The 24,864-nt window shown below is 40.1% G+C and carries 19 protein-coding genes and 1 tRNA gene; 18 read left to right on the top strand and 2 right to left on the bottom strand.

Translation table 11 applies throughout. From position 1 onward, the window contains the following. Window positions 1–5: 5 nt before the first annotated feature. Both ACQRBH_RS00305 and ACQRBH_RS00300 read left to right on the top strand, forming a co-directional pair. Window positions 6–548: a DUF5662 family protein gene (locus ACQRBH_RS00305; protein WP_427742223.1), complete on the top strand. Its 543-nt coding sequence runs from the start codon at window positions 6–8 to the stop codon at window positions 546–548. A 68-nt stretch (window positions 549–616) separates the two neighbouring features. Further along, window positions 617–701: transfer RNA gene (locus ACQRBH_RS00300), tRNA-Leu, on the top strand. Window positions 702–785: 84 nt separating this feature from the next. Here ACQRBH_RS00300 and ACQRBH_RS00295 read toward each other — a convergent pair. Continuing rightward, window positions 786–2,180, bottom strand: coding sequence for an MATE family efflux transporter (locus ACQRBH_RS00295; protein WP_427760563.1), 1,395 nt, complete (start codon window positions 2,178–2,180; stop codon window positions 786–788). 162 nt (window positions 2,181–2,342) lie between these two features. Here ACQRBH_RS00295 and pap point away from each other — a divergent pair, with 162 nt between their 5' ends. From pap to ACQRBH_RS00260, 7 genes are read left to right on the top strand one after another with little or no spacing between them, the layout of a single operon-like run. Next, entirely contained in the window at window positions 2,343–3,860 is a 1,518-nt protein-coding gene (pap, locus tag ACQRBH_RS00290; protein WP_427760561.1) for a polyphosphate:AMP phosphotransferase, read from the top strand. A 15-nt stretch (window positions 3,861–3,875) separates the two neighbouring features. Further along, window positions 3,876–4,883 carry a deoxyguanosinetriphosphate triphosphohydrolase gene (locus tag ACQRBH_RS00285; RefSeq protein WP_235231864.1) on the top strand — a complete coding sequence of 336 codons (1,008 nt, stop codon included), beginning with the start codon at window positions 3,876–3,878 and terminating at the stop codon, window positions 4,881–4,883. 47 nt (window positions 4,884–4,930) lie between these two features. Beyond that, window positions 4,931–6,706 carry a DNA primase gene (gene dnaG / locus ACQRBH_RS00280; RefSeq protein WP_235231865.1) on the top strand — a complete coding sequence of 592 codons (1,776 nt, stop codon included), beginning with the start codon at window positions 4,931–4,933 and terminating at the stop codon, window positions 6,704–6,706. Window positions 6,707–6,745: 39 nt separating this feature from the next. Beyond that, entirely contained in the window at window positions 6,746–7,861 is a 1,116-nt protein-coding gene (rpoD, locus tag ACQRBH_RS00275; protein ID WP_235231866.1) for an RNA polymerase sigma factor RpoD, read from the top strand. A 13-nt stretch (window positions 7,862–7,874) separates the two neighbouring features. After that, window positions 7,875–8,579, top strand: coding sequence for a tRNA (adenine(22)-N(1))-methyltransferase (locus ACQRBH_RS00270; RefSeq protein WP_235231867.1), 705 nt, complete (start codon window positions 7,875–7,877; stop codon window positions 8,577–8,579). A 26-nt stretch (window positions 8,580–8,605) separates the two neighbouring features. Continuing rightward, window positions 8,606–9,394, top strand: coding sequence for a Nif3-like dinuclear metal center hexameric protein (locus tag ACQRBH_RS00265; RefSeq protein WP_235231868.1), 789 nt, complete (start codon window positions 8,606–8,608; stop codon window positions 9,392–9,394). A gap of 28 nt (window positions 9,395–9,422) precedes the next feature. Further along, window positions 9,423–11,090 carry a nucleoside kinase gene (locus tag ACQRBH_RS00260; protein ID WP_427742217.1) on the top strand — a complete coding sequence of 556 codons (1,668 nt, stop codon included), beginning with the start codon at window positions 9,423–9,425 and terminating at the stop codon, window positions 11,088–11,090. An 86-nt stretch (window positions 11,091–11,176) separates the two neighbouring features. Here the strand turns inward: ACQRBH_RS00260 and aroC are convergent, their stop codons facing one another. Then, complete coding sequence (gene aroC, locus ACQRBH_RS00255) at window positions 11,177–12,283, bottom strand: chorismate synthase (protein ID WP_427742215.1); 1,107 nt, start codon at window positions 12,281–12,283, stop codon at window positions 11,177–11,179. A 204-nt stretch (window positions 12,284–12,487) separates the two neighbouring features. Here aroC and ACQRBH_RS00250 point away from each other — a divergent pair, with 204 nt between their 5' ends. The 9 genes from ACQRBH_RS00250 to ilvB all read left to right on the top strand — a co-directional run bounded on the left by ACQRBH_RS00250 (window position 12,488) and on the right by ilvB (window position 24,856). After that, window positions 12,488–14,137: a peptidoglycan binding domain-containing protein gene (locus ACQRBH_RS00250; RefSeq protein ID WP_427760558.1), complete on the top strand. Its 1,650-nt coding sequence runs from the start codon at window positions 12,488–12,490 to the stop codon at window positions 14,135–14,137. A gap of 31 nt (window positions 14,138–14,168) precedes the next feature. Then, a complete protein-coding gene (tgt, locus tag ACQRBH_RS00245; RefSeq protein WP_427760556.1) occupies window positions 14,169–15,302 on the top strand; it encodes a tRNA guanosine(34) transglycosylase Tgt in 1,134 nt (377 codons plus the stop codon). 89 nt (window positions 15,303–15,391) lie between these two features. After that, window positions 15,392–15,697, top strand: a complete 306-nt coding sequence (gene yajC, locus ACQRBH_RS00240; protein ID WP_235231873.1) for a preprotein translocase subunit YajC — start codon at window positions 15,392–15,394, stop codon at window positions 15,695–15,697. Between the two features lie 229 nt (window positions 15,698–15,926). Next, entirely contained in the window at window positions 15,927–18,179 is a 2,253-nt protein-coding gene (gene pflB, locus ACQRBH_RS00235; protein ID WP_427760554.1) for a formate C-acetyltransferase, read from the top strand. A gap of 47 nt (window positions 18,180–18,226) precedes the next feature. Further along, window positions 18,227–18,961 carry a pyruvate formate-lyase-activating protein gene (gene pflA, locus ACQRBH_RS00230; RefSeq protein ID WP_427742209.1) on the top strand — a complete coding sequence of 245 codons (735 nt, stop codon included), beginning with the start codon at window positions 18,227–18,229 and terminating at the stop codon, window positions 18,959–18,961. 82 nt (window positions 18,962–19,043) lie between these two features. Next, window positions 19,044–20,075 (top strand): M23 family metallopeptidase, encoded by a 1,032-nt coding sequence (locus ACQRBH_RS00225; RefSeq protein ID WP_427760552.1) that lies wholly within the window; start codon window positions 19,044–19,046, stop codon window positions 20,073–20,075. A 218-nt stretch (window positions 20,076–20,293) separates the two neighbouring features. Next, entirely contained in the window at window positions 20,294–21,376 is a 1,083-nt protein-coding gene (leuB, locus tag ACQRBH_RS00220; protein WP_427742206.1) for a 3-isopropylmalate dehydrogenase, read from the top strand. Window positions 21,377–21,465: 89 nt separating this feature from the next. Continuing rightward, window positions 21,466–23,136: a dihydroxy-acid dehydratase gene (gene ilvD / locus ACQRBH_RS00215; protein WP_235231878.1), complete on the top strand. Its 1,671-nt coding sequence runs from the start codon at window positions 21,466–21,468 to the stop codon at window positions 23,134–23,136. 37 nt (window positions 23,137–23,173) lie between these two features. Next, a complete protein-coding gene (ilvB, locus tag ACQRBH_RS00210) occupies window positions 23,174–24,856 on the top strand; it encodes a biosynthetic-type acetolactate synthase large subunit (protein ID WP_427760550.1) in 1,683 nt (560 codons plus the stop codon). Window positions 24,857–24,864 lie beyond the last annotated feature (8 nt).

The following is a 24,864-nucleotide window of genomic DNA, read 5'->3' as shown; positions in this document are numbered from 1 at the left end:
GAGATATGAAAGCTTTGCAACATTTGAAGACGATTAATCACCATAAATGGCTGGTTATGAAAGGTTGTTTTAAAGTAGGACTCTATAAACAAGGATTACTCCATGATCTGTCCAAATATACGCCAACAGAATTTTTGGTAGGATGTTGGTATTATCAAGGAAATCGAAGCCCTAATAATGCAGAACGGGAAGCAACCGGATATTCGCAGGCATGGCTCCATCACAAGGGAAGAAATAAACATCATTACGAATATTGGATTGATTATAGCGTGAATCCAGAAGAAGGTATTGTTGGGCTTAAGATGCCTGTGAAGTATGTAGTAGAAATGTTTGTAGACAGGATTGCAGCGTCTAAGACTTATCAGGGCGAGAATTATAAGGATTCGCATCCGTTGGAGTATTATGAGAAAGGTGCTGCGAGACTAGGTAAGATGATCCATCCTGAGACAGCAAGATTGTTACATTCATTATTGAGGATGTTGGCAGATGAAGGAGAAGAAAAAACATTCTATTACATAAGACATCATGTGTTAAAGAAAAAAAGTTAAATTAGTTGTTGACTTTTGTAGTATAGTGTAGTATTATAATCTTCGGGCAGTTGATAAAGACGCTACTTGCGGAAGTGTCGGAACTGGCAGACGAGCAAGACTAAGGATCTTGTGACTATTGCAGTCGTGTGGGTTCAAGTCCCATCTTCCGCATCTTAATACAAAAAGGTTCAACCCTATGGGTTGGACCTTTTTGTATTAGGAGCCGAAGCCTCCCTTGAACCCGAGGTTCAAGATCTACGCTTTGCTCCGGTCGGCGCAGAGCAGACATCCCCCGGATGTCTTGCACCTCATCTTCCGCTTGCGATAGAAATAGTAGGGAATCAGCAAAAGTGCTTTGGATGCCCAAGCGAGAGGATAACTGATCAGAATGGTGGATATACTATGATGGATTGGTGTCATGATTAAAATCCAAGGCAATCTTACGCCGCAGACACCGCCAATTGTTATCAGAGATGGAATCAGTACATCTCCCATACCGCGAAGGGCACCGGATATTATCTCTACAAATATATAGATGCTGTAGCTTGGAACAATATAGAGCAACATATATACTCCAATCTCAATGACATTCTCATCTGTGGTAAAGAGATGGAATAATGGGCGGGCGAATATCATCAGACATGCCAGGATTGTTCCGCAGATGGCCAGGGACATTCCAAGGCTTATGCGTACACTTTTGTATACACGGTTCATTTTCCCTGCACCATAATTCTGTCCGGAGAAGGTGGTAACGGAAGTGCCCAGTGCTCCGCTGATTGCCCAGAAAATGAGATCCATTTTTCCGAAAGCCGCCCATGCAGCAGTGGTATCGGTGCCGAAACCATTGATGGCAGATTGAATGATCATGTTTGTAAGTCCATAAGTGCAAGCCTGAAGTCCTCCCGGAAGTCCAATGCGAAGTTCTGATTTTAGGATTGATAGAGTGGGACGGATGGAACGAAGTTCTAATTTCAGCATATTGTAAGAAGTCATGAGTGATCTCGTTACCAGAATTGCACTTGTCCCCTGAGACAAGATAGTGGCAATAGCGGCACCAGCAATCCCCATTTTCAATACAACCACAAAAAGAAGATCCATTGTTATATTCAGGACGCAGCAGATGATCAGATAATATAAAGGCCGTCTGGAATCACCAATAGCCCGCATAATACTAGATCCCATGTTGTATATTAGTGTAGCAATAATTCCAAGAAAATAAATTCTTAAATATAAAACAGAATCGTCCATTGTATCTGATGGGGTGTTCATAATTCCTAAGAGCCATGGAGTAGAAAACCATCCGACAATAGAGATTATGATACTTACAATAATTGCAAAGGCGTATGAAGTATGTAAGCCTTTGTGAAGATTCCTGGAATCACATGCACCATAGAATTGTGAGATGATTACGGTTGCACCAGTAGATAGAGCAGTAAAAAATGCAACCACCTGATAAGAGATGACCGAAGCTGATCCTCCGACACTAGCCAAAGCTTCTTTTCCTACAAATCTACCCACAATGATGGCGTCCACAGTATTATATAATTGTTGAAACAACGTTCCAACTGCAATAGGAACGAAAAAGATTAATAGTTGTTTCCAGATAATCCCTTCTGTTATCTGATTTTTCCCCAAATTTGTTTTTGACATGATATAAACACTCCTTTATAGGAAAATTATAGCATTATAAAAGAAAAACAACATCCATATTTTGCGAAAAACCAATATATATTTGGCAAATAGTGTATAATAATAAAAGAATTAGAAATCTTAGAAATATTGGCATTCTTGGTTGTGCAAGGAGGAGAAAATATGTTGGAAAAAATAGATTTGACGAAGAGTCTTAGTAAGACGGAATATAAAGAAAAGATGTTGGGATATGAATCGAAACTTGGGAAATTACAGCGGGAATGCAAAGAGTTAGGGATTCCCGTTATGATTGCCTTTGAAGGGTATGGAGCATCTGGAAAAGGAGTGCAGATAGCGCAATTGATTCAGGCACTTGATCCAAGAGGATTTGAAGTATATGCTGTGAAGAATGAGACAGAAGAAGAACGTATGCATCCTTTTTTATGGAGGTTCTGGACAAAGATGCCGGCGAAGGGCAGAATTGCAATCTATGACAGCAGCTGGTATCGAAAGGTTTTGGTGGATCGCTTTGACAAAAAAATGAAGAAAAAAGAAATTGAGGATGCATATCATTCGATTTGTTCATTCGAAGAACAATTAACTGCAGATGGAATGGTAATTATTAAAATTTTTCTGGCAATTGGGAAAAAGGAGCAGAAAAAAAGATTCGATAAATTGTTGAGTTCAGAAGAGACTTCATGGCGTGTGAGCAAAGGAGATTTAAAGAGAAATAAAGAATTTGAAAAATATCAGAAAATGAATGAGGAGATGCTAATGCGCACAGATACAGAATATGCGCCATGGCACATTGTTGAAGCAACTGATCGGAAGTTTGCAACAGCAAAGATTTATGCAATTGTAATCCAGACTTTGGAAGAAAGAATCAAAGAACAGAAAGTGAAAAAGGAAACAGAAGAAAGGGGACAAAAAGAGGAATTCCGGGTTAATGAATCGGAAAAAGATAAAAAATTAAAGGAATCAATTCTAGCAAAAGCAGATTTAAGCCTTTCTTATACAAAAGAGGAGTATAAAAAGCGCCTGGAAAAACTACAGAAGAAGATAGAAAAGCTTCACAGTGAGTTATATCGCAGAAGAATTCCGGTAGTACTTGCATTTGAAGGCTGGGATGCTGGAGGAAAGGGAGGGGCAATCAAGCGCCTGACAGAAAAAATGGATCCAAGAGGATATGTGGTTCATCCAACCGCATCTCCAAATGATATAGAAAAAGCACATCATTATCTATGGCGTTTTTGGACGGATATGCCAAAGGCAGGACATATAACGATATTTGACCGGACCTGGTATGGAAGAGTTATGGTGGAGCGAATTGAAGGGTTCTGCACAAAACAGGAATGGCAGAGGGCTTATAAAGAAATAAATGATATGGAATTGGATCTTACGAATTCAGGTGCAATTGTCTTAAAATTCTGGATGCAGATTGATAAGGATGAACAAGAGAGAAGGTTTAAAGCAAGACAGGCGAATCCAGAAAAGCAATGGAAAATAACGGATGAAGATTGGCGTAACAGAGAAAAATGGAGTCAGTATGAAGAAGCTGTAAATGAAATGTTGATTCGTACTTCCACACCCAATGCACCTTGGATTGTAGTAGAAGGAAATTGTAAATATTATGCAAGAATTAAAGTATTAGAAACTGTGGTGAATGCAATTGAAACTCGATTAAAGGAAAAAAAGAGATAAAGAGGTGGCAGATACATGACGATCAGGGAACAGTTAGAACTTCGGGAAATAGAATATTTGAGCCCATATGCGGCCTTAAGTAAGGATTCTGTGGGGAGAGACAGACCGGAACAAGAATGTGATATTCGTCCGGTATTTCAACGAGATCGTGATCGGATTCTGCATTGCAAATCGTTTCGTCGATTAAAACAAAAGACACAAGTATTTCTTCTTCCCAAAGGAGATCATTATCGAACCAGACTTACTCATACGCTGGAGGTTTCGCAGAATGCAAGAACGATTGCAAAAGCACTTCGTCTGAACGAAGATCTGGTAGAAGCAATTGCGCTTGGACATGATCTGGGCCATACACCATTTGGTCATGCCGGAGAACGCGCATTGAATCAGGTCTGCTCTTTGGGGTTTCAACATCAGGAGCAGAGCGTTCGGGTTGTAGAAATACTTGAAAAAGAGGGACAGGGACTGAACCTGACCTGGGAAGTGAGGGATGGAATCCGCAATCACAAAACCAGTGGAACACCGCATACACTAGAGGGACAGATTGTACGGTTGTCTGATAAGATTGCGTATATTAATCATGACATTGATGATGCGATACGGGGAAATATTTTAAGAGAAGAAGATATTCCGGAAAAATATCGTAAAATTCTGGGTGCAACTACAAAAAAACGATTGAATACAATGATTCATGATGTGATTACCAATAGTATGGATCAGCCAAGGATCTGTATGTCTGAAGAGATTCAGGAAGCGTCAAATGGGCTGCGTAAATTCATGTTTGAGCATGTATATTTGAATTCAAAGGCCAAAGGAGAAGAAGAGAAGGCGATTCGTATGGTGGAGGATCTGTATGAATATTACATTCACCATTTGGAACTTTTGCCACTGCAGTTTTTGGATATGCTTGAAAAAGGCGAGGCGGGAGAGGAACAGGTAGTCTGTGATTATATAGCAGGAATGACTGATACATATGCAGTTAAAAAATTTGAAGAATATTTTGTACCGGAATCTTGGAAATTTTAAAGGAAATCGGATGCTTTTGTCGAATATTATATATGAGGGCTTAAATTATGTATTATTCCGATGAACTAATTGAAGAAGTAAGATCAAAAAATGATATTGTAGATGTAATTTCCAGTTATGTGAAGCTACAGAAAAAAGGTAGTTCATACTTTGGGCTTTGTCCTTTTCACAATGAAAAATCACCGTCTTTTTCGGTAAGCAGACAGAAGCAGATGTATTATTGCTTTGGATGTGGCGCCGGAGGGAACGTATTTACATTTCTAATGGAGTATGAAAATTATTCTTTTGTAGAAGCATTGAAATATCTGGCAGACCGGGCAGGAGTAGAACTGCCTGAGCAGGAATATTCCAAAGAGGCAAGAGAACGTGCTGACACAAAGGCGATTTTGCTGGAGATCAATAAAGCGGCAGCGCAGTATTATTATGTTCAGCTGAAGAATAGTCAGGGGGCGCAGGCACTCGATTATCTGAAGAAAAGAAAGTTAAGTGATGATACTATTAAGGCTTTTGGACTGGGATATTCCAACAAATATAGTGATGATCTTTATCGATATTTAAGATCAAAGGGCTATCAGACAGAGATGATTGCGAAAGCAGGTTTGATCAGTGTTGACGAAAGGCAGGGCGTTTATGATAAGTTCTGGAATCGGGTAATGTTTCCGATTATGGATGTCAACAATCGAGTTATTGGATTTGGCGGCAGAGTCATGGGAGACGCGAAGCCGAAGTATCTGAATTCGCCGGAGACGATGATTTTTGATAAGAGCCGTAATCTATATGGCTTGAATCGGGCCAGAAGTTCCAAAAAGCCATATTTTCTGCTCTGTGAAGGATATATGGATGTGATTTCTCTTCATCAGGCTGGCTTTTCGAATGCAGTGGCGTCGCTTGGAACTGCATTGACTCCGGGACATGCATCATTGATTAAGCGGTATGTGCAGGAGGTATACCTTACTTATGACAGTGATGAAGCTGGAACAAAGGCTGCGCTTCGTGCAGTGCCAATTCTAAGGGATGTAGGAATTACAGCCAGAATTATTCGGATGGAGCCATATAAAGATCCAGATGAATTTATTAAAAATCTTGGAGCAGAGGCTTTTGAAGAACGGATTCAAAAGGCAAGAAATGGATTCATGTTCAGCCTGGAAGTTCTGGAAAAAAATTATGATATGAATTCTCCAGAGGGAAAGACAGATTTTATGAAGGAAGCAGCTAAAAAGCTGACGGAATTTGATGAAGAGATCGAGCGGAACAATTACATAGAAGCGGTAGCAAAAGCTTATCATGTAGGTTTTGAAGATTTGCGGAAACTGGTCGGAAAGATGGCAATTCAGACAGGACTTGCCAAACCGGTGGAGCGGCCGAAGTCTTCACAGAATCGTGAAAAAGGTAAGGAAAATGGAATTGTCAAGTCACAGAAGATTCTTCTGACGTGGTTGATTGAGGATGAATCTATATTTCAACAGATTAAAAAGTATATAACTCCGGAAGATTTTACCGGAGATATATATAGAACGGTGGCAGAACTCCTTTATCAGCAATATGAAGATCAGGATGTAAATCCGGCAAAGATTATGAATCATTTTACGGATGAAGAAGAACACCGGGAGGTTGCAAGTCTATTCCATACGAAGATTAAGGAATTGACAACCGTAAAAGAGCAGGAAAAAGCGTTGCAGGAAACCGTTGTTCGGGTGAAGAACCATAGTATTGAGGAAGCAACAAAAAAGCTTGACCCTACGGATATCAAGGGATTACAACGGTTGATGGATGCGAAAAGGGAACTGCAGGACCTCCAAAAACTGCATATTTCTATTAATTAAGGATAAAATATAAACAAGCAATGAGAGGATGGGCACTACATGGAAGAAAATATAGCAAAATTTGAAGAGAAACTCAAAGAGCTGGTAGCGCTGGGAAAAAAGAAGAAGAGTATTCTGGAAGTGCAGGAAATTAATGATTTCTTCTCGGATATGGATCTTGAATCCGAACAGATGGAGAAGATATTTGAATATCTGGAAGCAAATAATATTGATGTTTTGCGTATCAGTGGCGATGATGACGATGATATTGATGATGTGGATCTTCTGATTTCGGAAGAGGATGATGTGGATGTCGAGAAGATTGATCTGTCTGTTCCGGACGGAATCAGTATTGAAGACCCAGTACGTATGTATTTGAAAGAGATTGGAAAGGTGCCGCTTCTGACTGCGGAAGAAGAGGTAGAGCTGGCAAGAAGAATGGCAGATGGAGATGAAGATGCCAAAAAGCGCCTTGCAGAGGCGAATCTTAGATTGGTCGTAAGTATTGCCAAGCGATACGTTGGACGTGGAATGTTATTCCTTGATTTGATTCAGGAAGGAAATCTTGGACTGATCAAGGCTGTCGAAAAGTTTGATTATCAGAAGGGATTTAAGTTCAGTACTTATGCGACCTGGTGGATTCGTCAGGCAATTACCAGAGCAATTGCCGATCAGGCAAGAACAATTCGTATTCCTGTTCACATGGTAGAGACTATTAACAAATTAATCCGTGTGTCCAGACAGTTGCTGCAGGAATTAGGACGTGAACCTACGCCGGAAGAGATAGCAGCTGAGTTGGACATGCCTGTAGAAAGAGTTCGTGAGATTCTGAAGATTTCGCAGGAGCCAGTTTCTCTTGAAACTCCGATTGGAGAGGAAGAAGACAGTCATCTGGGAGATTTTATCCAGGATGACAATGTGCCAGTACCTGCGGAGGCGGCAGCACAGACTCTGTTAAAAGAACAGTTGGATGAAGTACTTTCTACGCTGACAGAAAGAGAGCAAAAGGTATTGAGATTACGGTTTGGTATGAATGATGGACGTGCACGTACATTGGAGGAAGTAGGAAAAGAATTTGATGTTACTCGTGAACGTATTCGTCAGATTGAGGCAAAAGCACTTCGCAAATTGCGTCATCCAAGCCGCAGCAGAAAATTAAGAGATTATTTGGATTAAGAAAGAGGCGCCTATGGAACTATCAAAAAGACTTTATGCAGTTGCAAGTCTTGTGACAGAGGGCGCCTCTGTTGCAGATATTGGAACTGATCATGGTTATATTCCTATTTATTTGACTGAGCAAAAGATTGCATCAAAAGTGATAGCATTGGATATTAACAAAGGTCCATTGGAACGGGCAAGGATGCATATTATTGGGCATGGATTGAAAGATCAGATCGAGACAAGATTATCAGATGGACTTAAAGCGGTAGATCCAGGTGAAGTTGATACTATGATAGCGGCTGGCATGGGTGGAGGACTTGTGATTAAGATCCTGGAAGAAGGAAAAGATGTTGTTGATCAACTATATACTTGTATTCTTCAGCCACAGTCTGAGATACAGAGGGTTCGAGAATATCTGGCCACGAACCATCTTAAGATTATTGCGGAAGATATGGTGGAGGAAGATGGAAAGTTCTACCCTATGATGAAGGTGGTTCATGGGGAAGTTCAGCCTTACACTAGGTGTGAATGTCTTTATGGAAGATGCTTGCTGCAGCAGAGACATCCTGTCTTGGAAAAATACCTTCACAGGGAGATGGCAATCAGAGAAAGTATATTTCGTCAGTTGGAAAAAAGAAAAAACAGTGAGAGTGCAGCCGCTCGAATGGAAGAGATGCGAAAAGAAATTATCCTGATTGATCAGGCGCTGGGATATTTTCGCGAAAAAAAGTGATTATTCAAGGAGGGGCAGATACAACGATGATTTGCAAAGAGATTATAAAAATCATTGAAAATGCTTATTCCAGAGCGTATGCACTGGAATGGGACAATGTGGGACTTTTGGCTGGCAGAGATGACAAGGAAGTACAGCGTATCTATGTGGCGCTGGATGCAACAGATGAAGTGATTGATGCGGCTTCTGCATACCATGCAGATATGTTGATAACCCACCATCCGTTAATTTTTAGTGGCTTGAAGAGAATCAATAATCAAGATTTTATTGGAAGACGTATCATAAAATTAATTCAGAATGACATATCCTATTATGCGATGCATACGAATTATGATGTAAAGGGAATGGCAGCGTTATCTGGAGAAAAAATGCAGTTTAAAGAGGCAGAAGTTCTGGAAGTTACGGCAGAAGACCCTGAAACAAATCTGCTGGAAGGAATTGGAAGAATTACAGAACTTACATCTCCAATTACTTTGCAGGTTTGTTGCCAGAAAGTGAAAGAAGCTTTTCAGTTAAACGAAGTGAAAGTATTTGGAGAGCTTGGACAGAAGGTGCAGAGAATTGCTATTTGTCCGGGCTCAGGAAAAAGTGTAATTCCAGAAGCGTTGAAAAGAAATGCAGATGTATTGATTACTGGTGATATTGGACATCATGAGGGAATTGACGCAAATGCACAGGGACTTGCTGTGATTGATGCTGGACATTATGGAATAGAACATATATTTATAGAGGATATGAAACAATATCTGGAAAAGAATCTGGAGGGAGTGGAAGTGATAGCCGCACCTGTCCGGCATCCTTTTCAAATGGTATAGAGCTTAGTGAGCAAAAAGGAGGCGCGCAATGGAAAAGGAAATGTATAACGTTCAGATTGGAGATGAAATCCGGCAGTATGAGTCTGGGACGACTTATCGGCAGATTGCGGAAGAATGGCAGGAGCAATATGAGAATGATATTGTTCTTGTGTTTGTGAACGGAAGATTGCAGGAACTTTTCAAAACGCTGAAAGAAGACTGCATCATACGATTTGAGACGACTGGAGACCCTATTGGACACAAGACGTATAAGAGAAGTATGAGTTTAATGCTGGTGAAAGCCATCTATGATGTAGCAGAGGTGGACACAATAAAAAAAGTAAGGATTCACTATTCTGTCAGCAAAGGGTATTATTGTACGATTGAAGGAAATGTGAACCTAAATCAAGAATTTTTAGCGCGGGTCGAAGCGAGAATGCAGGAAATGGTTTCTGTGGATATGCCTATTAATAAGCGTACGATTCATACTTCAGAGGCAATCGCTCTTTTTGGTCAACATGGGATGTATGATAAAGAAAGGTTGTTCCGTTATCGCCGCGTCTCGAAAGTAAATATCTATAGTATGAATGAGTTTGAAGATTATTATTATGGATATATGGTGCCAAGCGCTGGCTATCTCAAATATTTCAAATTATTTCTGTATGATGAGGGATTTGTGATTCAGATGCCTGAACAGTCTGCGCCAAAAGTTGTTCCCCCTTTTGAACCACAGAATAAATTATTCCAGGTATTAAAAGAGTCAACGAAGTGGGGCGATATGCAAGGGATTGAGACGGTCGGTGCATTGAATGATAAGATTACCAAAAGTGATGTGCATGAGACGGTTTTGGTGCAGGAGGCACTTCAAGAGAAAAAGATAGCCGAGATTGCCGCGCAGATTGCCAAGCGACCAGAATTGAAATTTATATTGATTGCGGGTCCTTCTTCATCTGGAAAAACAACATTTTCTCATCGCCTGTCTGTTCAGCTTCGGGCGAATGGTCTGGTACCGCATCCTATTGCAGTAGACAATTATTTTGTGGAAAGAGAGGAGAACCCAAGAGACGAGACGGGGGCCTATGATTATGAATGCCTGGAGGCTGTAGATGTAAAATTGTTTAATCAGCAGTTGCAGGATCTGCTTGCCGGAAAAGAAGTAGTGATTCCGAATTTTAATTTTGTGACAGGTCATAAGGAATATGGAACAAAAACGAAGAAACTTGGACCAAACGATGTCCTTGTGATTGAAGGGATTCATTGCCTGAATCCCAAATTAACAGAACATCTTCCGGATGAAAATAAGTTCCGGATTTATATCAGTGCGTTGACGCAATTAAATATTGATGAGCATAATCGTATTCCGACGACGGATGGACGGCTTCTCAGAAGGATTGTAAGAGATGCACGTACCAGAGGAGCCTCTGCTCAAAAAACAATCAATATGTGGCCGTCCGTAAGAAGAGGAGAAGAGAGGAACATATTCCCATATCAAGAAGAGGCAGATGTGATGTTTAATTCTGCGTTGATTTATGAATTAGCAGTGTTGAAAATCTATGTAGAACCTTTATTGTTTGGAATCAGCCCGGATGTACCGGAATATCAGGAAGCAAAACGTTTGTTGAAATTTCTGGATTATTTTGTAGGAATAGGAAGTGAAAATGTGCCGACAAATTCACTTCTGCGTGAATTTATCGGTGGAGGCTGTTTTCACGTATAATTATTATAATTAAGACGAGTGTTATAATAAAAAGCTCTGACGGATCAATGTATCTATCAGAGCTTTTTGAGTGTTAAACATTGGTATTAATCGTTGGAATGATAAATTGTTCTCAGGTGATCCATACGTGAAGCCATATTTGTCATCAGTAGATCGACAAGTGTAATAGCTGCCATTGATTCAACGACAACAACGGCTCTTGGAACAATTACAGGATCGTGACGACCGGTGATAGCAATAAGGGTATTTTGTAGATTTTTATCAATGGTTTCTTGCTCCTGGGAGATAGAAGGTGTTGGCTTGATTGCTGCCCTTAAAATGATAGGACTTCCATCGCTTAAACCACCCAATGTACCTCCGGCGTGATTTGTCTTCTTAGTAACTTTTCCATCTTCGGAATAGAAAGCATCATTATTACAGCTTCCTTTTGAAACGGAGGCCTGGAATCCATCGCCAATTTCGACTCCTTTTACAGCTCCGATTGACATGATAGCCTGTGCGAGTCTGGCGTCTAGTTTGTGGAAGACAGGGTCTCCAATTCCCACTGGCATTCCGTTGATTATGCACTCAATAATGCCTCCGGAAGAATCCTGACTTTTCATGCAATTCTCTAAATATTCACTTGCGATTTCAGCATATTTCTCATTCGGCATATAGAGCTTGTTGTTGGAAATACATGTGTAGTCGTAGTCAGATTCAGGGATTACAATATTACCGATAGCCTTTGTATAAGTAGTAATATGAATTCCGAGCTGTTCCAATATCTTTGAAGCAATTGCACCAGCGGCAACGCGACCAATAGTTTCTCTTCCAGAAGTCCTTCCGCCACCGCGATAATCACGAAATCCATATTTGCAGTCAAAAGTATAATCGGCATGTCCGGGACGATAGCAGTCTTTGATTTTGCCATAATCTCGAGAACGTTGATCTTCATTGTGGACAATTAAGGAAATTGGGGTACCGGTTGTGTATCCTTCAAAAATACCAGAAAGTATTTCCACTTGATCGGATTCGTTTCGGGCGGTCGTGAACTTACTCTGCCCAGGTTTCCGTCGATCTAAGAACTGCTGTATATCCTCTGGAGTGAGGGGGAGTCCTGCAGGACATCCGTCAACAACTACACCAATTGCTGGTCCGTGAGATTCTCCCCAGGTTGTGATTGTAAATAATGTTCCATATGTTGATCCTGCCATAGATAAATCTCCTTTTTTATTCTATATAATCAGATGTTTTATTTTCACATAGTCCATTATATTATAGAATAGAAAAAAAACACAACCAGCAATTGTATTCTCTTCAGGAAATCTTCATTTATTTTTGGCATTTTTTTCTGTACTTTTGAATATATGCATATTATAATAAAATGACATGATAATTATTATTGAGGTGTAAGGTGAATGGAAGATAGAGATAAAAAAGCTGATGAGATTGTAGAGGAGACCATGAAAGAAATTTTTGAAGATCTCAACAATTCAGAAGCTTTTCAAGAAACGGAAGATAAAAATGAAGAAATATATATGGATAGCGATGATATACCTTCTGATGACGATTCTTCTACAACAGAAGAATTAGAAGAAGATGATGATTTTGAAGATTCAGATGAGGAAGAAGATGATGATCAGGCAGATATGGAGGAGAAAGCGGCCAGAAAGAAAAAGCACAAAAAAACTGCTGCAATTATAATTGGAAGCATTTTTGGTGTTTTGCTGCTTATATATGTTGGATTTGCAATTTTCTTTAATAATCATTTTATGTTTTATACAAAGATTAACGGTATAGATTTTTCGTTGAAAAATGTTAGTCAGGTAGAAGCATATATGGAACAACAAGTAAAAGATTATGTTCTGACGTTGGAAGAATCTGATGGTGATAGAGAAGAAATCAATGGTTCTGATATTTCTTTGGAATATGTGCCTGGAGATGAATTAAAAAAACTTGTGAAAGAGCAGGATAATTTCTTGTGGATCACATCTTTATGGAATCATCCGGAGATTGAAGCAGAAGTTGGTGTGAAATACGATGCAGATTCGTTGGCTGCTATTATTAGTAATCTTGAGTGCATGAAGGAAGAGAATCAGACAGTTTCTGTAGATGCACATCCGGAATTTCAAAATGATCAATTTGTAGTTGTCCCTGAGGTTGTGGGGACTCAGATCAATATAGAAGTATTCAGTGAAAAAGTAGAAGAAGCGATTAATGGATTTCAGCCAACACTGGATCTCTATGAGACAGGATGTTATATATTGCCTAGATTTCTGTCTGATTCAGAGGAAGTCATTGCTGCAAAAGATGCTATGAACAGTTATCTTGGAGCTAATATTACTTATGATTTTAACCCTTATACTGAAGTAGTGGATGCATCTGTTATATCTCAATGGGTGAGTGTGGATGCAGATATGAATGTAACTTTTGATGAAGGGGCTGTCAGGGCATATGTACAGTCTCTGGCGGATAAGTATGATACCAAAGGAAAACCAAGAAACTTTACTACAGCGACCGGTAATGTGGTAACAGTTGAAGGTGGAAGTTATGGATGGAAGATTGATCAGGAAGCAGAGTATAATGCATTGATTGCGAATATTCAAAATGGTGAGACAGTGACAAGAGAGCCTAATTATGTCAGTCGTGCAGCCAGCCATGAAGGAAATGATGTAGGGAGTACATACGCAGAGGTGGATCTTACTGCACAGCAAATGTATTTTATACAGGATGGTCAGGTGGTTCTACAGTCAGGTGTTGTAACTGGTAACCCTAATAGAGGAAATGGAACCCCGCAGGGTGTCTATACTTTGGCTTATAAAGCATTAGATCAGACTTTAAGAGGTACAAAAAAGCCGGATGGAACATATGAATATGAGACTCCGGTGAAATATTGGATGCCGTTTAATGGAGGAATTGGCTTCCATGATGCTACCTGGCAATCGTCATTTGGAGGATCAAGGTATTTAACAAATGGCTCACATGGGTGTGTGAATTTGCCATATGATGTAGCCGGACAATTGTATAACCTGATATCAGCGGGAACTCCAGTAGTTTGCCATTATTAAATAGAATATTTTGAAGAATGAGGAAAAGACCATGTATGAATTGATAAAAAGAGATGGTCTTGCCAAAAGAGGAAGATTACATACAGTGCATGGGGTCATTGAGACCCCTGTATTTATGAATGTGGGAACAGCGGCTGCAATCAAGGGTGCAGTTTCTACGACTGATCTGCAAGAAATTAAAACGCAGGTAGAGCTTTCTAATACATATCATCTTCATGTTCGACCTGGAGATGAAGTGGTGAAAAAGTTAGGAGGACTTCATAAGTTTATGGTCTGGGACAAGCCGATTTTGACCGATTCCGGCGGATTCCAGGTTTTTTCTCTGGCAGGACTTAGAAAAATTAAAGAAGAAGGTGTTTATTTTAATTCTCATATTGATGGAAGAAAGATCTTCATGGGACCGGAGCAGAGTATGCAGATTCAATCGAATCTGGCCTCTACCATTGCCATGGCATTTGATGAGTGCCCTTCTAGTGTAGCGGAAAAAGAGTATATTGAAAATTCTGTAGACAGAACAACACGATGGCTGAAACGATGTAAAGAAGAGATGGATAGGCTGAATCAACTGCCGGATACGATTAATCAACATCAGATGTTATTTGGAATTAATCAGGGTGGTATCTATGAAGATATCCGTATTCGACATGCACAGGAAATTGCAGAATTGAATCTCGATGGATATGCTGTCGGAGGGCTGGCTGTTGGAGAGTCTCACGAAGATATGTATCGAATTCTGGATGCAGTTGTTCCGTATCTTCCGGTAGATAAGCCAACCTATCTTATGGGGGTAGGAACTCCGGTGAATATATTAGAAGCTGTTGATCGTGGTGTTGATTTTTTTGACTGTGTTTATCCAAGCAGGAATGGCCGCCATGGGCATGTATATACCAATCAAGGTAAACTTAATCTATTTAATGCAAAATATGAGTTGGATGACAGTCCAATAGAAGAAGGTTGCCAATGCCCTGCATGTCGTACTTATTCCCGGGCATATATCAGACATTTGCTGAAGGCAAAAGAGATGCTGGGGATGCGCTTATGCGTACTTCACAATTTGTATTTTTACAATACAATGATGGAAGAGATTCGTCAGGCCATTGATGAAGGAAATTATCAGGAGTATAAAAAAAGAAAAATTGCCGGTATGTTGAAAAAAGAAGCATAAAAAATGATGAATTCAAGAAAATTACTTGATGAAAGTTGCAATATTGTGTATGATAGCAATAGTGTTTAAAGATATTAGGAGGAATTAATATGTACGCATTAGCATCACAAAGTTCAGGTGGAAGCTGGGTATTACTGATTATTGTATATGCAGTTATTTTTGGTGGTTTTTGGTTTATTTTTATAAGGCCACAGAAAAAGGAGCAGAAAAGAGTTCAGGCAATGATCTCAGAGATGGAAGTCGGAGATACAGTATTGACAACAAGTGGTTTCTATGGTGTTATTATTGATATCAGCGAAGAAGATGTCATTGTAGAATTCGGAAGCAACAGGAATTGCCGTATCCCAATGCAGAAAGCAGCAATAGCACAAGTAGAAAAAGCTTCAGCAGAATAAAAGGAAAACGTAAAAAGACCCTTAATCAAAAGGGGTCTTTTTTTGTTGCTTTGGAGGAGGCGCGAAAGGATTTTTGGGAAAATTCCTGTTCCCCTGTAGATTGCACAAAATTAGATACATAGCTTTAAATGATAATTACTGTCTATAATCCCGTTGATATTTTTTTCACAAGATGATATACTGTGCGGGCAAACGGTAATAAGTAGAGAAAGAAAGGGGATAAAAGTCAATGAGACAATGTGAACAGTGGATAGGATTTGAAGGCAAAAATTGGAGAAATTCTGTTGACGTCCGTGATTTTATTCAGAATAATTACAAACCTTATGAAGGAGATGAGTCTTTTCTGGTTGGTCCGACAGATGCAACGAATCAGTTATGGGGTAAGTTGCAGGAACTGCAAAAAGAAGAGCGTGCAAAGGGCGGCGTTCTTGATATGGAGACAGAAATTGTATCAGGACTTACTGCATATGGACCTGGCTACATTAGTGAAGATTTAAAGGATCTGGAAAAGGTGGTAGGCCTGCAGACGGATAAACCACTTAAGAGAGCATTTATGCCTTATGGGGGAATCAAGATGGCAGAGCAGGCTTGTACTACTTATGGGTATCAACCAAGCGAGAAGCTTCATGAGATTTTTACAAAATATCATAAAACACATAATCAGGGAGTATTTGATATCTATACACCTGAGATGAAGAAGGCGCGTCATAATAAGATTATAACAGGTCTTCCGGACACATATGGAAGAGGACGTATTGTTGGTGATTATCGTCGAGTGGCTCTGTATGGTATTGATTTTCTGATTGAGAAGAAACATTATGATTTTGAGCGTTACGCAAGACATGGAATGAAAGGAACGGATTTCCGCCTTCGTGAAGAGATTGCTGATCAGATCCGTGCTTTGGAGCAGATGAAAGAAATGGCAGCTGTATATGGATTCGATATTTCTAAACCTGCGAAAGATGCAAAGGAAGCAGTACAGTGGTTGTATTTTGGATATCTTGCAGCAATCAAGACTCAGAATGGTGCGGCCATGAGTGTTGGGCGTATTTCTACTTTCCTGGACATTTATATTGAAAGAGATCTTCAGAATGGAACTCTGACAGAAGCGGAAGCACAGGAATTAATTGACCATATGGTCATGAAATTCAGAATGGTTAAATTCGCAAGAATTCCTTCTTATAATGAATTGTTCTCTGGAGACCCGGTATGGGCAACTCTGGAAGTGGCAGGTCTGGGACAGGATGGACGTTCTATGGTAACAAAGAATGACTACCGTTTTCTCCATACATTGGAAAATATGGGACCATCACCAGAGCCGAACCTGACGGTTCTCTATTCTGAGAGATTGCCTGAAAACTTCAAGAAGTATGCAGCGCATATTTCCGTGACGACAAGTTCTATTCAGTATGAAAATGATGATGTAATGCGTCCGGTATGGGGAGATGATTACAGTATCTGTTGTTGCGTATCTGCGACTCAGACCGGAAAAGAGATTCAGTTCTTTGGTGCACGTGCGAACCTCGCAAAATGCCTGTTATATGCAATTAACGGTGGTATTGATGAAAAATCAAAACAGCAGGTAGGACCGGCATATCAGCCGATTACAGCTGAATATCTTGACTATGATGAAGTAATGGAAAAATATGATGCAATGATGGAATGGCTGTCAAAATTATATGTAGATACCTTGAATATGATTCATTATATGCATGATAAGTATTACTATGAAGCAGCTGAAATGGCGTTGATTGATACAGATGTCAGACGTACATTTGCAACAGGAATTGCAGGATTCTCACATGTGGTAGATTCTCTGAGTGCTATTAAGTATGCTAAAGTAAAAGTGCTTCGTGATGAGAATGGTCTTGCCATAGGATTTGAGCCAGAAGGAGAATTCCCAAGATACGGGAATGATGATGACCGCGCCGATGATATTGCAATCTGGATTCTGAAGACATTTATGCATAAACTGAGCAAATGCCATACATACAGAGATTCTGAACCAACAACTTCTATTCTTACGATTACATCCAATGTTGTATACGGTAAGGCAACAGGATCTCTCCCAGACGGAAGAAAAGCTGGTGAGCCGCTTGCGCCAGGTGCCAACCCATCTTATGGTGCGGAAAAGAACGGACTTCTTGCATCATTGAATTCTGTAGCTAAGCTTCCATATGAACTTGCGCTGGATGGCATATCTAATACACAGACCATTAGTCCAGGTGCGCTGGGACACGATGACAAAGAGCGTACAGAGAATCTGGTAAATGTAATGGATGGATATTTCAGACAGGGAGCTCATCATCTGAACGTGAACGTATTTGGTACAGAGAAATTGATTGACGCTATGGAGCATCCGGAAAAACCAGAATATGCTAATTTTACGATCCGAGTATCAGGATATGCTGTAAAATTCATTGACCTGACACGTGAGCAGCAGATGGATGTTATTGCAAGAACATGCCATAAGGAAATGTAATTATATACAAACGTAAACTTGAAACTATGGTTAAAAAGGGCAAGATAATGACAAAAGGATATGTTCATTCTTTGGAAAGCTTTGGATCTGTAGATGGACCAGGCGTCCGATTTGTGATATTTACGGCCGGCTGTGCCATGCGCTGCCAGTTCTGTCATAATCCGGATACCTGGAATCTGCAGTCGGGGACGATCTATACAGCAGACGAACTGATTGAAAAGGCATTAAGATACCGTTCTTACTGGGGAAGTACGGGAGGTATTACCGTCAGTGGAGGAGAACCCCTCTTGCAAATAGATTTTTTGTCAGAGTTATTTCAGAAGGCGAAAGCAAAAGGGATTCACACAACGTTGGATACCAGCGGTAATCCATTTACAAGAGAAGAGCCATTCTTTGACAAATTTCAAAAACTCATGGAGTACACCGATTTGATTCTGTTGGACGTTAAGCATATAGATGATGAGCAGCATAGAATCCTCACCGGATGTACTAATGAAAATATTTTGGACCTGGCGAAGTACTTGTCTGATATTAAAAAACCAGTCTGGATCAGACACGTTTTAGTACCAGAACGAAATGATAAAAACGAGTATCTGATGAAACTACATCAATTTATTGAAACACTTGATAATGTAGAAAAAGTAGAAGTACTTCCATACCATACTTTAGGAGTATACAAATGGAAAGAACTTGGAATAGAATATGAGTTGAAAGATATTGCTCCGCCAACGCAGGAGCGGATAAAGAATGCAAATCTGATATTGGGGACGGAGGAAATTTAAATTTCCTCCGTCCCCAATTAAATATTCTTACATCTTTGAGCATAAAGTATTGTGATAAGAATTAGAGTGTGTAGGAATTGGAATGAAGAAGCAGAGGATTATTGTGATGTTGTGTCTGATAGTTATGGTGAGTGGCATATATAGTTATCAGATATCGCAATCGAGAACTGTAGAGACTGTGGATTTGATGAAGGATGAGAATAAAACTTTTATCCAGTGGGTGGAATTTAATGTAACTTGTGATGCAATGAAACAGGCCTATGAATATGATGTAAAGACTTATGGGGAGAAGATTCATCTGAACTGGGTGGAGCTATTGGCATATTTGGGGGCAAAATATGGTGGTGATTTTTCAAATTATCAATCAAAGGATATGAAAGAAATCGCAGATTTGTTAGTGGAGGGAAAGATTTCAGTTAATGAACTGTCAAAAAATATGCAGTATTTTGACTATTACCGGGAAGCTTATGGTGCTGTGCTGGATGGCTTGGTAGGGGCCTATGAGATGGAACAGCCTAAAGAAGATAAAACAACTGAAAAGGTTTGGAAAAAAGTATATGGTCTTAAAGGGTTTCACCCTATTGCAAAAGGATTCCCATATTCTGATTATGATGATTTTGGGGTGTCTAGAAGTTATGGATATCAGAGAAATCATCTGGGACATGATATGATGGGGCAAGTCGGAACACCGGTGATTACGGTGGAATCAGGGTATGTTGAAGAGCTTGGATGGAATCAATATGGTGGATGGCGTGTCGGAATCAATAGCTTTGATGGCAGACGTTACTATTATTATGCACATCTCAGGCAGAACCGTCCTTATGCGGAGGGATTAAAAAAAGGAGATATTGTGCAGGCAGGAGATGTCATTGGATATATTGGAAGGACTGGATACAGTACAGAAGAAAATGTAAATAACATTGATGAATATCATTTGCATTTTGGTCTTCAATTAATATTTGATGAATCACAGCGAGAAGGAGATAATGAGATCTGGATCAATTGTTATGAATTGGTCAGATTTCTTTATCAGCATCAGTCAGAAGTGCAACGAAATGATGAGACGAAAGAATGGACGCGATTATATCAGATGAAAGACCCTGCTATTGAGTAATGTAAAGATGAAAAGGATTTTACTGATTGAATTTGCATAAATATACTTGACTTACATTATAATTATAAACAATTTCTGATAAATATCTATTTCTAAGATGTAAAAACTGCATGAATCGACATTGAATCGACAATTTAGTCAATTAAAGTCTTGAAACATGAATAGAAATAAGATAATATAAGTGGTAAAGATTTTTTGTCTTAGGAAGGATGAGAATTATGAACCTGAAAATTGGAGTTATTAAAGGGGATGGAATCGGACCGGAGATTGTAGCGGAAGCCATGAAAGTGTTGGATAAAGTTGCAGAAGTATACGGACATACCTGTGACTACACACAACTTTTAATGGGAGGAGCATCTATAGATGTACATGGGGAGCCGCTTACAGATGAGACAGTAGCAACGGCGAAATCCTGTGATGCAGTGTTGATGGGATCCATTGGGGGAGATGCCAAGACTTCACCATGGTATCAGTTGGAACCATCCAAAAGACCTGAAGCAGGCCTTTTAAGAATTCGCAAGGAACTGAATCTATTTGCTAACTTAAGACCTGCAATTTTGTACGATGAATTAAAAGGTGCATGCCCGTTAAAAGAAGAGATTACAGAAGGTGGTTTTGACCTGATGATCATGAGAGAATTGACGGGTGGTCTCTATTTCGGTGAAAGAAAGACTGTTGAAGAAAATGGCGTTATGACGGCGTACGATTCCCTTACATATAATGAAAATGAGATTCGTCGTATTGCCAAACGTGGTTTTGATATTGCGATGAAAAGAAGAAAAAAAGTGACCAGTGTTGATAAGGCAAATGTGTTAGATTCTTCCAGACTCTGGAGGAAAATTGTAGAAGAAGTTGCCACAGAATATCCAGAAGTGACATTGGAACATATGTTAGTTGATAACTGTGCAATGCAGCTTGTAAAAGATCCAAAACAGTTTGACGTAGTACTGACAGAAAATATGTTTGGCGATATTCTGTCTGACGAAGCAAGTATGGTTACTGGATCCATCGGAATGCTTGCAAGTGCAAGCCTTAACGAGACCAAATTCGGTCTTTACGAACCAAGCGGTGGATCTGCACCAGATATTGCGGGTAAAGGAATTGCCAATCCGATTGCAACCATTCTATCTGCAGCTATGATGCTACGCTTCAGTTTTGATTTAGATCAGGAAGCAGATGCAATTGAAGCAGCAGTCCAAAAAGTGCTGAAAAAAGGATATCGGACCATTGATATTATGTCTGATGGAAAGAAACAAATCGGTACAGTCGAGATGGGAGATCTGATTGCAAGTTACATTTAGGTACAGGGCATTTAACATTTAGGTACACCACAAAATTAATATAGGGACGTAGTATTTTTTAAAAATACTACGTCCCCAGGAGGATAGATATGAGAAGTGATACAGTTACAAAAGGGAAACAGCAGGCGCCTCATCGTTCTTTATTTAACGCATTGGGGCTTACAAAAGAGGAGATGGAGAGACCGTTAGTAGGTATTGTCAGCTCTTATAATGAGATCGTTCCGGGGCATATGAACCTGGATAAAATCGTGAATGCAGTCAAGCAGGGAGTTGCCATGGCAGGGGGAACGCCAATTGTATTTCCGGCAATTGCAGTATGTGATGGAATTGCGATGGGACATATTGGTATGAAGTATTCTCTGGTCACCAGAGATCTTATCGCGGATTCTACGGAAGCTATGGCAATGGCACATCAGTTTGATGCATTGGTCATGGTACCGAATTGTGATAAGAATGTGCCAGGACTTTTGATGGCTGCAGCCAGAATTAATGTGCCGACAATTTTTGTGAGCGGTGGCCCAATGCTGGCTGGACATGTAATGGGACAGAAGAGAAGCCTTTCCAGTATGTTTGAAGCAGTTGGAGCAAATGCAGCGGGTACCCTTTCGGATGAGGGATTGTGTGAATTTGAAAATAAAGTTTGTCCGACATGTGGTTCTTGTTCCGGTATGTATACTGCGAACAGCATGAATTGTCTGACGGAAGTGTTGGGTATGGGCCTTGGTGGAAATGGTACTATTCCAGCGGTATATTCAGAAAGAATCCGCCTTGCAAAACAAGCAGGCATGAAGGTTATGGAACTTTGGGAGAAGAATATTTGTCCGAGAGATATTATGACAGAGGATGCAATTTTAAATGCGTTAACTGTGGATATGGCATTGGGATGTTCAACAAATAGTATGTTGCATCTTCCAGCAATTGCACATGAGATTGGCATGGACTTTGAAATCGATTTTGCAAATGGAATCAGTGAGAAGACTCCAAATTTGTGTCACCTCGCACCGGCTGGCCCAACTTATATGGAAGATCTTAACGAAGCTGGTGGTGTTTATGCCGTTATGAATGAATTGAACAAGAAAGGTCTCCTTCATACAGAATGTATGACCGTTACCGGTAAGACAGTAGGTGAAAATATCAAAGATGCAGTCAATAAGAACCCGGAAGTTATTCGTCCAATCGATAACCCTTATTCTCAGACTGGCGGTCTTGCAGTATTAAAAGGAAATCTTGCGCCGGATGGAAGCGTTGTAAAACGTTCTGCAGTAGTGGAAGAGATGTTAGTGCACGAAGGACCTGCAAGAGTATTTGATTGTGAAGAAGATGCAATTGATGCAATCAAAGGCGGTAAGATTGTCGCTGGTGATGTTGTTGTTATTCGCTATGAAGGGCCAAAAGGCGGACCGGGTATGAGAGAAATGTTAAATCCGACTTCTGCAATTGCAGGAATGGGTCTTGGTTCTAGTGTGGCATTAATTACAGACGGCCGATTTAGCGGAGCATCCAGAGGAGCATCTATCGGTCATGTGTCACCGGAAGCGGCAGTCGGTGGACCAATCGCATTGGTAGAAGAAGGCGATATTATCAAGATTGACATTCCTAACCTGAAGTTAGAAATCGATGTTTCTGATGAAGAGCTGGCAAAGAGAAAAGAAGCATGGAAACCAAGAGAGCCAAAAGTAACAACTGGCTATCTGGCAAGATATGCATCTATGGTGACATCCGGAAACCGTGGGGCAATTCTGGAAATACCAAAGAATTAAGAAAAGATACTATAGATAGAACAGGAGAGCTTAAGGTATGCAATTGACAGGATCACAGATCGTAATCGAATGTTTGAAAGAACAAGGCGTGGATACCGTATTTGGATATCCAGGCGGAGCAATTTTGAATGTATACGATGAATTATATAAACATAGTGATGAGATCACCCATATCCTGACCTCACACGAGCAAGGAGCAGCTCATGCTGCAGATGGATATGCAAGAGCAACCGGAAAAGTTGGTGTATGTTTTGCCACCAGTGGGCCGGGAGCTACCAACCTGGTTACAGGAATTGCTACAGCATATATGGATTCTATTCCGATTGTAGCTATTACTTGTAATGTTGGAGTATCACTTCTTGGAAAAGATAGTTTTCAAGAGATCGATATTGCTGGAATTACTATGCCGATTACAAAGCATAATTTCATTGTCAAAGATGTAAAAAATCTTGCAGATACCATACGTAAGGCATTTGTTATTGCCAAAAAAGGAAGACCAGGTCCAGTTTTGATTGATATTCCAAAGGATGTGACTGCAAACAAGGCTGAGTATAAAAAAGCAGAGATTAAACCGGTAGTACCATCCACTGATATTTGCGAAGAAGATATCCAATCTGCATTGAAAATGATATCCAAGGCAAAGAAACCATACATATTTGTTGGTGGCGGGGCTGTATTATCTGGTGCCAGTGAAGAACTTTATACATTTGTAAAAAAAGTAGATGCACCAGTTACAGATTCCTTGATGGGAAAAGGAGCCTTCCCGGGAACAGATCCATTATATACAGGAATGTTGGGAATGCATGGAACTAAGACGTCCAATTATGGAGTTAGCGAATGTGATTTATTGATAGTAATCGGTGCAAGATTCAGTGACCGTGTAACAGGAAATGCAAAAAAATTTGCCAAAAATGCTAAAATCTTACAGTTTGATGTAGATGCGGCAGAAATGAATAAGAATGTTCTGATTACAGATGGAGTGGTAGGAGATATCAAAGTTGTTCTCAGTATTCTCAATGAACGTCTGGAACAGCAGAGCCACCCAGAATGGATAGAAAAGATCATGGATTATAAGAAGCGTTATCCATTATCTTATCATCCAGATATGTTAACAGGACCGTATGTTGTGGAAGAAATCTATCGTCAGACTCAGGGAGATGCAATTATTGTAACAGAAGTAGGACAGCATCAGATGTGGGCAGCACAGTTTTATAAATATACAAAACCGAGAACATTGTTGACTTCCGGAGGTCTTGGAACAATGGGGTATGGTCTTGGAGCATCCTTGGGTGCCAAGACAGGAATGCCAGACAAGACAGTAGTGAATATCGCCGGAGATGGTTGTTTCCGTATGAACATGAATGAAATTGCAACAGCTGTACGGCATAATATCCCGGTTATTCAAGTTGTAATCAATAACCATGTACTCGGAATGGTACGTCAATGGCAGAATCTATTCTATGAACAGAGATATTCGGCGACAGTTTTGAATGATGCTGTAGATTTTGTAAAACTTGCTGAAGCTATGGGTGCAGTTGGATTAAGAGCGACTACGAGAGATGAATTTAAAGAAGCGTTTGAAAAAGCTCTGTCTCTTGGAAAACCAGTAGTCATTGACTGTCAGATTGACTGTGACGAAAAGGTATGGCCAATGGTCGCACCGGGAGCAGCCATCAGTGAAGCGTTTGATGAAAAAGACTTGAAGGGAAAAAATAACTAATAAAGAAA

The organism is Bariatricus sp. SGI.161 (assembly GCF_050313695.1).
Lineage (GTDB): Bacteria > Bacillota > Clostridia > Lachnospirales > Lachnospiraceae > JAFBIX01.
The sequence above is the reverse complement of the archived record's forward strand: the minus strand, read 5'-3'. Positions and strand labels throughout refer to the sequence as shown.